The following is a 15,868-nucleotide window of genomic DNA, read 5'->3' as shown; positions in this document are numbered from 1 at the left end:
AGGTTCGGTCAAGCCGCACACCACTTTCACTGCAGAAGTGTATGTGTTGAGCAAAGAAGAAGGCGGTCGTCACACTCCGTTCTTCAAAGGCTACCGTCCTCAGTTCTACTTCCGTACTACTGACGTAACGGGTAACTGCGAACTGCCGGAAGGCGTTGAGATGGTAATGCCAGGTGACAACATTCAGATGACTGTCACTCTGATCAAGACCATCGCAATGGAAGAAGGTCTGCGTTTCGCCATTCGTGAAGGCGGTCGTACCGTCGGCGCCGGCGTCGTAGCCAAGATCATCGCGTAATCGATTGATCTGTTTTGATCGGGCCGGCATAATGGTCGGCCTGATTCAGTTTTTAGGTCAGTAGCTCAATTGGCAGAGCGACGGTCTCCAAAACCGTAGGTTGGGGGTTCGATTCCCTCCTGACCTGCCATTTTCCCTAGAATTTGGCGCGTCTTTTTACAGGATATTAGTAGATGAATGTTAAGGCTGAAGCCAAAGACTCTCGCTTCGATCTGCTTAAGTGGCTCGTTGTTGCTGCTCTGGTAATCGCAGGCGTAGTCGGTAATCAGTATTTCTCTGCTGAGCCTATTCTGTATCGCGTTCTGGCTTTGCTGGTGGTTGCAGCGTTGGCCGGTGTGATTGCCCTGCAAACAACAAAAGGCCAGGCCTTTTGGGTGTTGGCAAAAGAAGCTCGCGTTGAAATTCGTAAGGTCGTTTGGCCAACTCGCCAGGAAACCACGCAGACAACTCTGATCGTTGTGGCTGTTGTTTTGGTTATGGCGCTGTTGTTGTGGGGTTTAGATTCCCTGCTTGGTTGGCTTGTTTCGTTGATTGTCGGCTAAGGGTGTCCCGTGGCTAAGCGTTGGTACGTTGTGCATGCTTACTCGGGTTACGAGAAGCATGTTATGCGCTCGCTGGTAGAGCGCGTGAAGCTCGCTGGTATGGAAGATGTTTTTGGTGAAATTCTGGTCCCTACTGAAGAAGTGGTAGAGATGCGGAATGGCCAGAAGCGCAAAAGCGAGCGTAAGTTCTTTCCGGGCTATGTGCTGGTGCAGATGGAAATGAGCGAGGCGACTTGGCATTTGATCAAGAACACCCCGCGCGTCATGGGCTTCATTGGTGGTACTGCAGATAAACCTGCGCCAATCACTGAGAAAGAAGCTGATGCCATTCTGCGTCGCGTTGCCGATAGTGGTGACAAGCCGAAGCCGAAAACATTGTTTGAGCCGGGTGAGATGGTGCGCGTGACCGATGGTCCGTTTGCCGATTTCAGCGGTGTTGTAGAAGAAGTGAATTACGAAAAGAGCCGCATCCAGGTGGCAGTGACTATTTTTGGTCGCTCTACACCGGTCGAGCTGGAGTTCAGTCAGGTCGAGAAGGCATAACTGACATAAGCATCCCTTACCCCGCAGCCCTGGGCTGCGGGGTTTTGTCGTCACTGGGATAAATAGGCAATAACTGGGGAGCCGAAAGGCGCTAGAACCCAAAACTGGAGTAGCTCATGGCTAAGAAAATTACGGCTTATATCAAGCTGCAAGTAAAGGCTGCGCAAGCCAACCCGTCGCCACCTGTCGGCCCAGCTCTGGGTCAGCACGGCGTGAACATCATGGAATTCTGCAAGGCGTTCAACGCCCGTACCCAGGGCATGGAACCTGGTCTGCCGACTCCAGTGATCATCACTGTTTATAGCGACCGTAGCTTCACCTTTGAAACCAAAAGCACCCCTGCTTCGGTTCTGCTGAAGAAGGCTGCTGGCCTGACCAGCGGTTCGGCTCGTCCGAACACCGTTAAGGTTGGCACTGTGACTCGTGCTCAGCTGGAAGAGATCGCCAAAACCAAACAGGCTGATCTGACTGCCGCTGATATGGATGCAGCTGTGCGTACTATCGCCGGCTCCGCTCGTAGCATGGGCCTCAACGTGGAGGGTGTGTAATGGCTAAGTTGACCAAGCGTCAAAAGGCAATCGCTGAGAAAGTTGAAGCTGGCAAGGCTTACAACTTTGTTGAAGCGGCCGCTCTGCTGGCTGAACTGTCCGCAGTCAAGTTCTCTGAGTCGGTAGATATCGCCGTCAACCTCGGTGTTGACCCGCGTAAATCCGATCAGGTTGTTCGTGGCGCTACCGTGCTGCCGAACGGCTCGGGCAAAAGCGTTCGCGTTGCCGTGTTCACCCAGGGCCCCGCTGCTGAAGCCGCTCTGGCTGCCGGCGCTGACCGCGTAGGTATGGACGATCTGGCTGCTGAAATGAAAGGCGGCGACCTGAACTATGACGTGGTAATTGCCTCCCCGGATGCGATGCGCGTTGTTGGTCAGCTGGGTCAAGTGCTCGGCCCGCGTGGTCTGATGCCTAACCCGAAGGTCGGTACCGTTACCCCTGACGTGGCTACCGCTGTGAAGAATGCCAAAGCTGGTCAAGTACGTTTCCGTACTGACAAGAACGGCATCATCCACGGTTCCGTCGGCAAGGTTGGTTTTGACGCCGAGAAGCTGAAGCAGAACGTTGAAGCGCTGATTTCTGACCTCAAGCGTCTGAAGCCATCGACTTCGAAAGGCATCTACGTCAAGCGCGTAACCCTGAGCACCACTATGGGTCCAGGTCTGGTTATCGATCAGAGCTCGCTCGACGCGTAATACATAGAAGCAGCGCAAGCGATTGCGCTGTTTCGACACTTTGGGGTCCCTGCTTTGCGGGGGCTATCCAAGACCGTAGGTGGCGCAAGTCTTAAATTAACAGCCTACGCAGATGGTGCTCCCGGTTCCTTACCGAATCAGACACCAAAACGACATCCGGCTTCGGCCAGATGAAACGGTAACAAGCAGGAGTTTTACCCGTGGCAATTAAACTCGAAGACAAGAAGGCCATCGTCGCTGAAGTCAACGAGGCTGCCAAAGTCGCCCTGTCCGCTGTCGTGGCTGATGCCCGTGGTGTGACTGTAGGCGCGATGACCGGACTCCGTAAAGAGGCCCGCGAAGCTGGTGTATACGTACGTGTTGTGCGTAATACCCTGCTCAAGCGCGCTGTTGAAGGCACCGAGTACTCGGTCCTCAACGACGTGTTCAAAGGCCCGACCCTGATTGCATTCTCCAAGGAACATCCGGGCGCTGCTGCTCGTATTTTCAAAGAGTTCGCTAAGGGTCAGGACAAGTTCGAGATCAAGGCAGCTGCGTTTGAGGGCAAGTTCCTCGCAGCAAACGAAATCGACGTGTTGGCTTCGCTGCCAACTCGCGACGAAGCTATTGCGAAGCTGATGAGCGTGATCCAAGGCGCTACCAGCAAGCTGGCTCGTACTCTGGCGGCTATTCGCGACCAGAAAGAAGCTACCGCTGCCTAAGGCAACGCAAACTCTTTCAAAATCATATGTTTAATTTGATGGCTGCGTAGGCTGTCACCCCAATACAGGATTTAAAGTCATGTCTCTGACTAACGAACAAATCATCGAAGCAATCGGCCAGAAAACCGTTCTGGAAGTTGTTGAACTGATCAAAGCAATGGAAGAAACCTTCGGCGTTACCGCTGCTGTTGCCGCTGCTGGCCCAGCTGCTGCTGCTGCTGTTGTTGAAGAGCAAACCGAGTTCAACGTTGTTCTGGTTGAAGCTGGCGAGAAGAAAGTAAACGTGATCAAGGCAGTTCGTGAGCTGACCGGTCTGGGCCTGAAAGAAGCCAAGGCTGTCGTTGACGGCGCTCCTGGCGTGGTTCTGGAAGCTGTTGCGAAAGACGCAGCTGATAAAGCCAAAGCTGCTTTGGAAGAAGCTGGCGCCAAAGTCGAGCTCAAGTAAGCGACGACCTTGCGTCTACAGCCCAAGCGTTAAGCGAAAGGCTGATGGCTGGTGGCTTTTGCCACCGGCCTTTTTCCGTTCTAGGTCGGCGAATCATTCGCTGGCCTGGGGCGCGAAATACCCGCCCGATGCGGCGGTGCAAACCTAGGGTTTGCAAGAGTTTCTGGCAACTCCCGTCGGAGGGGCCAAATAAGCAGGTGACCAAGCTGGGGAACGCTGATGGCTTACTCATATACTGAGAAAAAACGTATCCGCAAGGACTTTAGCAAGTTGCCGGATGTCATGGATGTGCCTTATCTCCTGGCCATCCAGCTGGATTCGTATCGCGAATTCCTGCAGGCAGGGGCGACCAAGGACCAGTTCCGCGACATTGGCCTGCATGCGGCCTTCAAGTCTGTTTTCCCGATTATCAGCTACTCCGGCAATGCTGCTCTGGAGTATGTCGGTTATCGCTTGGGCGAGCCGGCTTTTGATGTCAAGGAATGTACGCTGCGCGGCGTAACCTATGCCGTACCGCTGCGGGTAAAAGTCCGTCTGATCATTTTCGACAAAGAATCGTCGAACAAAGCGATCAAGGACATCAAAGAGCAAGAAGTGTACATGGGCGAAATTCCGCTCATGACCGAGAACGGTACCTTCGTTATCAACGGTACCGAGCGCGTTATCGTCTCCCAGTTGCACCGTTCCCCAGGCGTGTTCTTCGACCACGACCGTGGCAAGACGCACAGCTCGGGCAAGCTGCTGTACTCGGCGCGGATCATTCCTTACCGCGGCTCCTGGCTGGACTTCGAGTTCGATCCGAAGGACGCCGTGTTCGTGCGTATCGACCGTCGTCGCAAACTGCCGGCTTCCGTACTGCTACGCGCGCTGGGTTACAGCACTGAAGAAGTGCTGGACGCGTTCTATGCGACCAACGTTTTCCACGTTAAGGGCGAATCCCTCAACCTGGAATTGGTTCCGCAGCGTCTGCGTGGTGAAATTGCCGTTCTCGACATCTTGGATGACAAAGGCAAGGTCATCGTTGAGCAAGGCCGCCGGATTACCGCGCGCCACATCAATCAGCTGGACAAGGCCGGTATCAAAGAGCTGGAAGTGCCGATCGATTACCTGATCGGTCGTACCTCGGCCAAGGCCATCGTGCACCCAGCTACCGGTGAAATCATTGCTGAGTGCAACACCGAGCTGAACGTTGAGATCCTGGCCAAAGTGGTCAAGGCTCAGGTTGTGCGCATCGAAACGCTGTACACCAACGACATCGATTGCGGTCCGTTCATCTCCGATACCCTGAAGATCGACAGCACTACCAATCAACTGGAAGCGCTGGTCGAGATCTACCGCATGATGCGTCCTGGCGAGCCGCCAACCAAGGATGCAGCCGAGACCCTGTTCAACAACCTGTTCTTCAGCGCTGAGCGTTACGACCTGTCGGCCGTAGGCCGCATGAAGTTCAACCGTCGTATCGGTCGTACCGAGATCGAAGGTTCGGGCGTGCTGAGCAAGGAAGATATCGTCGCGGTTCTCAAGACCCTCGTCGACATCCGTAACGGCAAAGGCATCGTCGACGACATCGACCACCTGGGTAACCGTCGTGTTCGCTGCGTAGGCGAAATGGCCGAAAACCAGTTCCGCGTTGGTCTGGTGCGTGTTGAGCGTGCGGTCAAAGAGCGTCTGTCGATGGCTGAAAGCGAAGGCTTGATGCCGCAGGACCTGATCAACGCCAAGCCGGTTGCGGCGGCGGTGAAAGAGTTCTTCGGTTCGAGCCAGCTCTCGCAGTTTATGGACCAGAACAACCCGCTCTCCGAGATCACCCACAAGCGCCGTGTTTCGGCTCTTGGCCCGGGCGGTCTGACCCGTGAGCGTGCCGGCTTCGAAGTCCGTGACGTACACCCGACCCACTACGGCCGTGTGTGCCCGATCGAGACCCCTGAAGGTCCGAACATCGGTCTGATCAACTCCCTGGCAGCCTATGCGCGCACCAATCAGTACGGCTTCCTCGAGAGCCCGTACCGTGTGGTGAAAGACACCCTGGTTACCGACGAAATCGTGTTCCTGTCCGCCATTGAAGAGGCCGATCACGTGATCGCCCAGGCTTCGGCGACCATGAACAACAAAGGTCAGCTGGTTGATGAGTTGGTGGCCGTGCGTCACCTCAACGAATTCACCGTTAAAGCGCCTGAAGACGTCACCCTGATGGACGTATCGCCTAAGCAGGTAGTTTCGGTTGCCGCTTCGCTGATCCCGTTCCTCGAGCACGATGACGCCAACCGTGCGTTGATGGGTTCGAACATGCAGCGTCAGGCTGTACCGACTCTGCGCGCTGACAAGCCGCTGGTAGGTACCGGCATGGAGCGCAACGTAGCGCGCGACTCCGGCGTTTGCGTTGTGGCTCGTCGTGGCGGTGTGATCGATTCCGTCGATGCCAGCCGTGTTGTAGTTCGCGTCAATGACGACGAAGTTGAAACTGGCGAAGCCGGTGTCGACATCTACAACCTGACCAAATACACCCGCTCCAACCAGAACACCTGCATCAACCAGCGTCCGCTGGTGAGCAAAGGTGACAAGGTTGAGCGCAGCGACATCCTGGCTGACGGCCCGTCCACCGATATGGGTGAGCTGGCTCTTGGTCAGAACATGCGCGTCGCGTTCATGCCGTGGAACGGTTACAACTTCGAAGACTCCATCTGCCTCTCCGAGCGCGTGGTGCAAGAAGATCGTTTCACCACTATCCACATTCAGGAACTGACCTGTGTGGCGCGTGACACCAAGCTCGGCTCGGAAGAAATCACTTCTGACATCCCGAACGTCGGTGAATCGGCACTGAACAAGCTGGACGAAGCAGGCATCGTGTATGTCGGCGCTGAAGTCGGTCCTGGCGACATTCTGGTCGGCAAGGTCACGCCCAAAGGCGAGACCCAACTGACTCCAGAGGAGAAGCTGCTGCGTGCGATCTTCGGTGAGAAGGCGTCTGACGTTAAAGACACCTCCCTGCGCGTGCCAACTGGCACCAAAGGTACCGTTATCGACGTGCAGGTCTTCACCCGTGACGGCGTTGAGCGTGATGCGCGTGCTCTGTCGATCGAGAAGAGCCAGCTCGACGAGATCCGTAAGGATCTGAACGAAGAGTTCCGCATCGTTGAAGGTGCGACCTTCGAGCGTCTGCGTTCCGCTTTGGTTGGTAAGAAAGCCGAAGGCGGTGCTGGCCTGAAGAAAGGCGCCGAAGTCACCGACGAGTTCCTCGACGGTCTTGAGCGCGGCCAGTGGTTCAAGCTGCGTATGGCTGACGATGCGCTGAACGAGCAGTTGGAAAAGGCCCAGGCCTACATTTCCGATCGCCGTCAGCTGCTCGACGACAAGTTTGAAGACAAAAAACGCAAGCTGCAGCAGGGCGATGACCTGGCTCCAGGCGTACTGAAGATCGTCAAGGTTTACCTGGCAATCCGTCGTCGCATCCAGCCGGGTGACAAGATGGCTGGTCGTCACGGTAACAAGGGTGTTGTCTCGGTGATCATGCCGGTTGAAGACATGCCGCACGACATCCACGGTACTCCGGTCGACATCGTACTGAACCCGCTGGGCGTACCGTCGCGTATGAACGTTGGGCAGATCCTCGAAACCCACCTGGGCCTCGCGGCTAAAGGTCTGGGCGAGAAGATCAACCGCATGCTCGAAGAGCAGCGCAAGGTCGCCGAACTGCGTAAGTTCATGCAGCAGATCTACAACGAGATTGGCGGTCGTCAGGAAAGCCTGGATGAACTGAGTGATCAGGAAATCCTGCGTTTGGCGCACAACCTCAAAGGCGGTGTGCCAATGGCCACCCCGGTGTTCGACGGTGCCAAGGAAAGCGAAATCAAGGCCATGCTGAAACTGGCAGATCTGCCAGAAAGCGGCCAGATGCGCTTGATCGACGGTCGTACTGGTAACCAGTTCGAGCGCCCGACCACCGTTGGCTACATGTACATGCTGAAACTGAACCACCTGGTGGACGACAAGATGCACGCGCGTTCCACGGGTTCCTACAGCCTGGTTACTCAGCAGCCGCTGGGTGGTAAGGCGCAGTTCGGTGGTCAGCGCTTCGGGGAGATGGAGGTCTGGGCACTGGAAGCTTACGGCGCCGCCTACACCCTGCAGGAAATGCTGACCGTGAAGTCGGACGACGTGAACGGCCGTACCAAGATGTACAAAAACATCGTGGACGGTGATCACCGTATGGAGCCGGGCATGCCCGAGTCCTTCAACGTACTGATCAAAGAGATCCGTTCGTTGGGTATCGACATCGATCTGGAAACCGAATAACACGTGACGCGAATCGGCGGTGGAGCACTTTGCTCCATCGCCAGCTCCGCCAGGAGGAAAGGCCTTGAAAGACCTACTGAATTTGCTGAAAAACCAGGGTCAAGTCGAAGAGTTCGACGCCATCCGTATTGGGTTGGCATCGCCTGAGATGATCCGTTCGTGGTCGTTCGGTGAAGTTAAAAAGCCGGAAACCATCAACTACCGTACGTTCAAGCCTGAGCGTGACGGCCTGTTCTGCGCCAAGATCTTTGGCCCGGTTAAGGATTACGAGTGCCTGTGCGGTAAGTACAAGCGCTTGAAGCATCGCGGCGTGATCTGCGAGAAGTGCGGCGTTGAAGTGGCCCTGGCCAAGGTTCGTCGTGAGCGCATGGCGCACATCGAACTGGCTTCGCCGGTTGCCCACATCTGGTTCCTCAAGTCCCTGCCGAGCCGTATCGGTTTGCTGATGGACATGACCCTGCGTGATATCGAACGCGTTCTCTACTTCGAGAGCTATGTCGTAATCGACCCAGGCATGACCACTCTTGAAAAAGGCCAGCTGCTGAACGACGAGCAGTACTTCGAAGCCCTCGAAGAGTTCGGTGATGACTTCGATGCCCGCATGGGTGCTGAAGCCGTTCGCGAACTGCTGCACGCGATCGACCTGGAGCACGAGATTGGCCGTCTGCGCGAAGAAATTCCGCAAACCAACTCGGAAACCAAGATCAAGAAGCTGTCCAAGCGTCTGAAGCTGATGGAAGCTTTCCTCGGTTCGGGCAACCTGCCTGAGTGGATGGTGTTGACCGTTCTGCCGGTTCTGCCGCCAGATCTGCGTCCGCTGGTTCCGCTCGACGGTGGCCGTTTCGCGACGTCGGATCTCAACGATCTGTATCGCCGCGTGATCAACCGTAACAACCGCCTCAAGCGCCTGCTCGATCTGTCCGCACCGGACATCATCGTGCGCAACGAAAAGCGCATGCTGCAAGAAGCGGTCGACGCCCTGCTCGACAACGGCCGTCGCGGTCGCGCCATCACTGGCTCGAACAAGCGTCCGCTGAAATCCTTGGCTGACATGATCAAGGGTAAGCAAGGTCGTTTCCGTCAGAACTTGCTCGGTAAGCGCGTGGACTACTCCGGTCGTTCCGTTATTACCGTGGGCCCGACTCTGCGTCTGCACCAGTGCGGTCTGCCGAAGAAAATGGCCCTCGAGCTGTTCAAACCGTTCATTTTCGGCAAGCTGGAAATGCGTGGTCTTGCGACCACCATCAAAGCGGCCAAGAAAATGGTCGAGCGCGAACTGCCAGAGGTTTGGGACGTTCTCGCCGAAGTGATTCGCGAACACCCAGTGCTGCTCAACCGTGCACCGACTCTTCACCGTTTGGGTATCCAGGCATTTGAACCGGTACTGATCGAAGGTAAGGCTATCCAGCTGCACCCGCTGGTCTGCGCCGCGTACAACGCCGACTTCGACGGCGACCAAATGGCCGTGCACGTACCGCTGACGCTGGAAGCCCAGCTGGAAGCGCGCGCCCTGATGATGTCGACCAACAACATCCTGTCGCCTGCCAACGGTGAGCCAATCATCGTTCCTTCCCAGGACGTGGTACTGGGTCTGTATTACATGACCCGCGAAGCGATCAACGCCAAAGGCGAAGGCCGCGTATTCGCTGACCTGCAGGAAGTTGACCGGGTTTTCCGCGGTGGCGAAGCCTCGCTGCATGCGCGCGTAAAAGTGCGCATCAACGAAGTGATCAAAGACCGCGACGGCACCATCACCAAGAACACCCGTATCGTCGACACCACTGTCGGCCGTGCGCTGCTGTTCCAAATCGTTCCGGATGGCCTGTCGTATGACGTGGTCAACCAGTCGATGAAGAAGAAGGCGATCTCCAAGCTGATCAACCAGTGCTACCGCACCGTTGGCTTGAAAGACACCGTAATCTTCGCTGACCAGCTGATGTACACCGGTTTCGCCTACTCGACCATCTCCGGTGTGTCGATCGGTGTGAACGACTTCGTTATCCCGGATGAGAAGGCGCGCATCATTGACGCCGCCACTGAGGAAGTTAAAGAGATCGAATCGCAGTACGCCTCCGGCCTGGTAACCCAGGGCGAGAAGTACAACAAAGTGATCGACCTCTGGTCCAAGGCCAACGACGAAGTGTCGAAGGCGATGATGGCCAACCTCTCGAAAGAGAAAGTCATCGACCGCGACGGCAAAGAAGTCGAGCAAGAGTCGTTCAACTCGATGTACATGATGGCTGACTCTGGTGCTCGTGGTAGCGCCGCTCAGATCCGTCAGCTCGCTGGTATGCGTGGTCTGATGGCCAAGCCGGACGGCTCGATCATCGAGACGCCGATTACCGCGAACTTCCGCGAAGGTCTGTCGGTTCTGCAGTACTTCATCTCGACGCACGGTGCTCGTAAGGGCCTTGCGGATACCGCGTTGAAAACCGCTAACTCCGGTTACCTGACTCGTCGTCTGGTAGACGTGGCGCAGGATCTGGTGGTTACCGCAATCGACTGCGGCACCGAGCACGGCCTGCTGATGACACCGCACATTGAAGGCGGTGACGTGGTTGAGCCGCTGGGTGAGCGCGTACTGGGTCGAGTAATCGCCCGTGACGTGTTCAAGCCAGGCACCGAAGAAGTCATCGTTCCAGCCGGTACGCTGGTTGACGAGCAGTGGGTTGAATTCATCGAGCTGAACAGCATCGACGAAGTGATCGTGCGTTCGCCGATCAGCTGTGAAACCCGCTACGGCATCTGCGCCAAGTGCTACGGTCGCGACCTGGCTCGTGGTCACCAGATCAACATTGGTGAGGCGGTCGGTGTTATTGCTGCTCAGTCGATCGGTGAGCCGGGTACCCAGCTGACCATGCGTACGTTCCACATCGGTGGTGCGGCCAGCCGGACTTCGGCGGCCGACAGCGTACAAGTGAAGAACGGCGGTGCTGTACGTCTGCACAACCTCAAGCACGTTGAGCGCCTCGACGGCAACCTGATCGCGGTATCGCGTTCCGGTGAGCTGGCGATTGCCGACGAGTTTGGTCGTGAGCGCGAGCGCTACAAGCTGCCGTACGGTGCTGTGATTTCCGTGAAGGAAGGCGACAAGGTCGACGCTGGCTCAATCGTTGCCAAGTGGGACCCGCACACCCACCCAATCGTGACCGAAATGAAAGGTACCGTGACCTACGTGGGCATGGAAGAAGGCATCACCATCAAGCGTCAGACTGACGAATTGACGGGTTTGACCAACATCGAAGTCCTCGATCCGAAAGATCGTCCGGCTGCCGGCAAGGACATTCGTCCTGCGGTGAAGATGGTGGGCGAAGATGGCAAGGATCTGCTGCTGCCAGGTACCGACGTACCGGCTCAGTACTTCCTGCCGGCCAACGCCCTGGTGGGTGTGGCGAACGGTGCCCAGGTAGCGGTCGGTGATGTTATCGCCCGTATTCCTCAGGAAACCTCGAAGACCCGCGACATCACCGGTGGTCTGCCGCGCGTTGCCGACTTGTTCGAAGCGCGTCGTCCGAAAGAAGCCTCGATTCTGGCGGAAATCAGCGGCACCATCGCGTTCGGTAAAGAGACCAAGGGCAAGCGTCGTCTGGTCATTACCCCGAACGACGGTAGCGATCCGTATGAAGAGCTGATTCCGAAGTGGCGTCACCTGAACGTGTTCGAAGGTGAGCAGGTCAACAAGGGTGAAGTGATCTCCGACGGTCCGAGCGATCCGCACGATATCCTGCGTTTGCTGGGTGTCAGCGCGCTGGCCAAGTACATCGTCAACGAGATCCAGGACGTGTACCGCCTGCAGGGCGTGAAGATCAACGACAAGCACATCGAAACCATCCTGCGCCAGATGCTGCGCAAGGTTGAAGTGGCTGAGTCGGGCGATTCCACCTTCATCAAGGGCGACCAGATGGAGTTGACCGCGGTACTGGGCGAAAACGAGCGTCTGGCTGCAGAAGACAAGTTCGTTGCCAAGTACACCCGCGTGCTGCTGGGTATCACCAAGGCGTCGTTGTCCACCGAGTCGTTTATCTCGGCGGCCTCCTTCCAGGAAACCACCCGCGTTCTTACCGAAGCGGCCGTTACTGGCAAGCGCGACTACCTGCGTGGCCTGAAAGAAAACGTGGTTGTGGGTCGTCTGATCCCAGCCGGTACCGGTTTGGCCTATCACAGCGAGCGCAAGCGCAAGCGTGAAGCGGCTCAGCCAGTACGTGTCAGCGCCAGTGAAGTGGAAGCCGCACTGACCGAAGCGCTGAACTCCAGCAGTAATTAAGTACTAAGCCTCGCTAGTTCGCTAGCGGGGCTTTGTCTTGACTGGGGCGGTGAGTCTCTTTAGACTCATGCACCCCTAAATTTGGCAGGGCACGTGCTCTGCCATTTTGTTTGTAGGGCAATAGCGTCGCAAGACAACAGTGGAGCTTAAGATGGCAACTATCAACCAGCTGGTACGTCAGCCGCGTAAGCGTATCGTCGAGAAATCCGACGTGCCTGCGCTGCAGAACTGCCCGCAGCGTCGTGGTGTGTGCACTCGCGTGTATACCACTACGCCGAAAAAACCTAACTCGGCACTGCGTAAAGTATGCCGTGTGCGCCTGACCAACGGTTTCGAGGTTTCCTCGTACATCGGCGGTGAAGGCCACAACCTGCAAGAGCACAGCGTCGTACTGATTCGCGGCGGCCGTGTAAAAGACTTGCCAGGTGTGCGTTATCACACCGTGCGCGGTTCGCTGGATACCTCCGGCGTTAAAGACCGTAAGCAGGGTCGTTCGAAGTACGGTACCAAGCGTCCGAAGTAATAGGCGTCTGAAGTGCCCGGTGCGTGCACCGAATTGCAGTTTTTTATTTATCTGAGTCGATAAGAGTAAGGTCGGGCATCCATCCTCTGTGATGCAGTCCCGGGCTAACCTGAAGACCGTTTGAGGGCTTATCAAATGCCAAGACGTCGTGTAGCAGCCAAGCGCGAAGTGCTTGACGATCCAAAATACGGAAGCCAAATCCTGGCCAAGTTCATGAACCACGTGATGGAAAGCGGCAAGAAAGCCGTTGCCGAACGTATCGTTTATGGCGCCCTGGACAAGGTTAAAGAGCGTAAGAACAGCGATCCCCTGGAAATCTTCGAGAAAGCTCTCGACGCCATCGCTCCGCTGGTCGAAGTGAAGTCGCGCCGTGTAGGCGGTGCTACTTACCAGGTTCCGGTCGAAGTTCGTCCGTCCCGCCGTAACGCTCTTGCCATGCGCTGGCTGGTAGATTTCGCCCGTAAGCGTGGCGAGAAGTCTATGGCTCTGCGTTTGGCTGGCGAATTGCTGGATGCCGCTGAAGGCAAAGGTGCTGCAGTTAAGAAGCGTGAAGACGTGCACCGTATGGCTGAAGCCAACAAGGCTTTCTCGCACTACCGCTTCTAATTATCGCGCTTCTAAATTTGCGAGGGCTTTATGGCTCGTATTACACCGATTAACCGTTACCGTAACATCGGTATCGTGGCTCACGTGGACGCGGGTAAAACCACGACTACCGAGCGTGTGCTTTTCTATACCGGTAAAAGCCACAAAATGGGCGAGGTGCATGATGGCGCCGCGACCACCGACTGGATGGTGCAGGAGCAGGAGCGTGGTATTACCATTACTTCCGCTGCCATCACCGCCTTCTGGAAAGGTTCCGAGAAGCAGTACAAAGATGAGCATCGCTTCAACGTAATCGATACCCCCGGCCACGTTGACTTCACCATTGAAGTTGAGCGTTCGCTGCGTGTACTCGACGGCGCGGTCGTTGTGTTCTGCGGTACCTCGGGCGTTGAGCCTCAGTCGGAAACCGTATGGCGTCAGGCCAACAAGTACGGCGTTCCACGTCTTGTTTACGTCAACAAGATGGACCGTGCCGGTGCTGACTTCCTACGCGTGATCGGTCAGATCAAGCAGCGCCTGGGTCACACTCCGGTGCCGATCCAGCTGGCCATTGGTGCTGAAGACAACTTCCAGGGTCAGATCGATCTGATCAACATGCAAGCTGTCTACTGGAACGATGCCGACAAAGGCATGGTCCCAGTGCGCAAGGACATTCCAGCTGAATTGCTGGAAGAAGCCGAGAAGTGGCGCGGCAACATGGTTGAGGCTGCGGCCGAAGCCAACGAAGAGCTGATGAACAAGTACCTCGAAGGTGAAGAGCTCACCATCGAAGAAATCAAGGGTGCTCTGCGTCAGCGTACTATCGCTGGTGAAATCGTTCTGGCTGTTTGCGGTTCTTCCTTCAAGAACAAGGGTGTTCCCCTGGTTCTCGACGCCGTTATCGACTTCCTGCCTGCGCCGACTGACATTCCTGCTATCAAGGGTACTGACCCGGATGACGAGGAAATTCAGCTGGAGCGTCATGCAGACGACAGCGAGCCGTTCTCGGCTCTGGCGTTCAAGATCGCTACCGACCCATTCGTGGGTACCTTGACCTTCGTCCGCGTTTACTCGGGCGTGTTGGCCTCCGGCGACGGCGTGATCAACTCGGTTAAAGGTAAGAAAGAGCGCGTGGGTCGTATGGTGCAAATGCACGCAAACGCCCGCGAAGAGATCAAGGAGGTGCGCGCTGGTGACATCGCGGCCTTGATCGGCATGAAGGACGTCACCACCGGTGAGACTCTGTGCAACGCTGACAAGCCAATCATCCTGGTTCGTATGGACTTCCCGGAGCCGGTTATTTCGGTTGCCGTAGAGCCTAAGACCAAGGACGACCAGGAAAAAATGGGTATCGCTCTGGGCAAGCTTGCTCAGGAAGATCCATCTTTCCGCGTTAAAACTGACGAAGAGACTGGTCAGACGATCATCTCCGGTATGGGCGAGTTGCACCTGGACATCCTGGTCGACCGCATGCGCCGCGAGTTCAACGTTGAAGCCAACATCGGCAAGCCTCAGGTTTCCTATCGTGAGCGCATCACGAAGAGCTGTGAAATCGAAGGCAAGTTCGTGCGTCAGTCCGGTGGTCGTGGTCAGTTCGGTCACTGCTGGGTTCGCTTTGCACCTGCTGACGAAGGTCAGGAAGGTCTGCAGTTCGTGAACGAAGTCGTGGGTGGTGTAATTCCGAAGGAATACATCCCGGCTATCCAGAAGGGTATCGAAGAGCAGATGAAGAACGGCGTTGTTGCCGGCTATCCGCTGATCGGCCTGAAGGCTACCGTGTTCGATGGTTCCTACCACGACGTCGACTCTAACGAGATGGCGTTCAAGGTGGCTGCTTCCATGGCGACCAAGCAACTGGCCCAGAAGGGCGGTGGTGAGCTGCTTGAGCCGATCATGGCGGTAGAGGTTGTTACCCCAGAAGATTACATGGGTGATGTGATGGGCGACCTTAACCGTCGTCGTGGCATGATCCTGGGTATGGAAGACACAATCTCCGGCAAGGTGATTCGTGCTGAAGTTCCGCTGGGTGAGATGTTCGGTTATGCGACCGACGTCCGTTCCATGTCTCAGGGTCGCGCAAGCTACTCCATGGAATTCAAAAAATACAATACGGCTCCGTCGCACATCGTCGAGTCTGTAACCAAAAAACAAGGCTGATTCAGCCCTTTAGGCAAGGAGTTAATTGTCGTGGCTAAAGAAAAATTTGAACGTAACAAACCGCACGTCAACGTTGGCACTATCGGTCACGTTGACCACGGTAAAACCACTCTGACCGCTGCTCTGACCCGCGTCTGCTCCGAAGTATTCGGTTCGGCCAAGGTTGACTTCGACAAGATCGACAGCGCCCCAGAAGAAAAAGCGCGCGGTATCACCATCAACACCGCTCACGTTGAATACGATTCGGCCGTGCGTCACTACGCGCACGTTGACT

12 protein-coding genes, 1 tRNA gene and 1 pseudogene are annotated in these 15,868 nt (G+C 56.2%); all 14 read left to right on the top strand.

Features of this window, described 5'->3' with window-relative positions:
* A pseudogene (locus tag Q8M42_RS04320) lies at positions 1-298 on the top strand (elongation factor Tu); the annotation flags it as partial.
* A 54-nt stretch (positions 299-352) separates the two neighbouring features.
* Positions 353-428, top strand: a tRNA-Trp gene (locus Q8M42_RS04315).
* A 43-nt stretch (positions 429-471) separates the two neighbouring features.
* The gene (gene secE, locus Q8M42_RS04310; RefSeq protein ID WP_304867410.1) at positions 472-840 is read left to right on the top strand and encodes a preprotein translocase subunit SecE; all 369 of its coding nucleotides are present in this window, start codon (positions 472-474) and stop codon (positions 838-840) included.
* Positions 841-849: 9 nt separating this feature from the next.
* Entirely contained in the window at positions 850-1,383 is a 534-nt protein-coding gene (gene nusG / locus Q8M42_RS04305) for a transcription termination/antitermination protein NusG (RefSeq protein ID WP_090256278.1), read from the top strand.
* Positions 1,384-1,499: 116 nt separating this feature from the next.
* Positions 1,500-1,931 carry a 50S ribosomal protein L11 gene (gene rplK, locus Q8M42_RS04300; protein WP_069522401.1) on the top strand — a complete coding sequence of 144 codons (432 nt, stop codon included), beginning with the start codon at positions 1,500-1,502 and terminating at the stop codon, positions 1,929-1,931.
* A complete protein-coding gene (gene rplA, locus Q8M42_RS04295; RefSeq protein ID WP_160016257.1) occupies positions 1,931-2,626 on the top strand; it encodes a 50S ribosomal protein L1 in 696 nt (231 codons plus the stop codon). The genes rplK and rplA overlap by 1 nt, the downstream gene beginning before the upstream one ends.
* Positions 2,627-2,826: 200 nt before the next feature.
* A complete protein-coding gene (gene rplJ, locus Q8M42_RS04290; RefSeq protein ID WP_069522397.1) occupies positions 2,827-3,327 on the top strand; it encodes a 50S ribosomal protein L10 in 501 nt (166 codons plus the stop codon).
* 79 nt (positions 3,328-3,406) lie between these two features.
* Positions 3,407-3,772 carry a 50S ribosomal protein L7/L12 gene (gene rplL, locus Q8M42_RS04285; RefSeq protein ID WP_304867394.1) on the top strand — a complete coding sequence of 122 codons (366 nt, stop codon included), beginning with the start codon at positions 3,407-3,409 and terminating at the stop codon, positions 3,770-3,772.
* A gap of 219 nt (positions 3,773-3,991) precedes the next feature.
* Positions 3,992-8,065 (top strand): DNA-directed RNA polymerase subunit beta, encoded by a 4,074-nt coding sequence (gene rpoB / locus Q8M42_RS04280; RefSeq protein ID WP_090256281.1) that lies wholly within the window; start codon positions 3,992-3,994, stop codon positions 8,063-8,065.
* 64 nt (positions 8,066-8,129) lie between these two features.
* A complete protein-coding gene (rpoC, locus tag Q8M42_RS04275) occupies positions 8,130-12,329 on the top strand; it encodes a DNA-directed RNA polymerase subunit beta' (protein WP_305283504.1) in 4,200 nt (1,399 codons plus the stop codon).
* A 151-nt stretch (positions 12,330-12,480) separates the two neighbouring features.
* Entirely contained in the window at positions 12,481-12,852 is a 372-nt protein-coding gene (gene rpsL, locus Q8M42_RS04270) for a 30S ribosomal protein S12 (protein WP_003463319.1), read from the top strand.
* A 135-nt stretch (positions 12,853-12,987) separates the two neighbouring features.
* Complete coding sequence (gene rpsG, locus Q8M42_RS04265) at positions 12,988-13,458, top strand: 30S ribosomal protein S7 (protein WP_010490886.1); 471 nt, start codon at positions 12,988-12,990, stop codon at positions 13,456-13,458.
* 30 nt (positions 13,459-13,488) lie between these two features.
* On the top strand, positions 13,489-15,594 hold the full coding sequence (gene fusA, locus Q8M42_RS04260) for an elongation factor G (RefSeq protein WP_304867414.1): 2,106 nt from the start codon (positions 13,489-13,491) through the stop codon (positions 15,592-15,594).
* A gap of 30 nt (positions 15,595-15,624) precedes the next feature.
* Positions 15,625-15,868, top strand: a 244-nt coding sequence (locus Q8M42_RS04255) for a GTP-binding protein (protein WP_305283496.1), incomplete at its 3' end; no start/stop codon positions are given.

The organism is Pseudomonas sp. (genome assembly GCF_030684895.1).
Taxonomy (GTDB): Bacteria; Pseudomonadota; Gammaproteobacteria; order Pseudomonadales; family Pseudomonadaceae; genus Aquipseudomonas.
This window is presented reverse-complemented; position numbering and strand designations above follow the sequence as displayed.

What these genes read in the sequence shown, in the direction of transcription:
- secE (WP_304867410.1), top strand. Translation starts at nt 472, where the DNA reads ATGAATGTTAAGGCTGAAGCCAAAGACTCTCGCTTCGATCTGCTTAAG.
- rplK (WP_069522401.1), top strand. Translation starts at nt 1,500, where the DNA reads ATGGCTAAGAAAATTACGGCTTATATCAAGCTGCAAGTAAAGGCTGCG.
- rplA (WP_160016257.1), top strand. Translation starts at nt 1,931, where the DNA reads ATGGCTAAGTTGACCAAGCGTCAAAAGGCAATCGCTGAGAAAGTTGAA.
- rplL (WP_304867394.1), top strand. Translation starts at nt 3,407, where the DNA reads ATGTCTCTGACTAACGAACAAATCATCGAAGCAATCGGCCAGAAAACC.
- rpoB (WP_090256281.1), top strand. Translation starts at nt 3,992, where the DNA reads ATGGCTTACTCATATACTGAGAAAAAACGTATCCGCAAGGACTTTAGC.
- rpsL (WP_003463319.1), top strand. Translation starts at nt 12,481, where the DNA reads ATGGCAACTATCAACCAGCTGGTACGTCAGCCGCGTAAGCGTATCGTC.
- rpsG (WP_010490886.1), top strand. Translation starts at nt 12,988, where the DNA reads ATGCCAAGACGTCGTGTAGCAGCCAAGCGCGAAGTGCTTGACGATCCA.
- fusA (WP_304867414.1), top strand. Translation starts at nt 13,489, where the DNA reads ATGGCTCGTATTACACCGATTAACCGTTACCGTAACATCGGTATCGTG.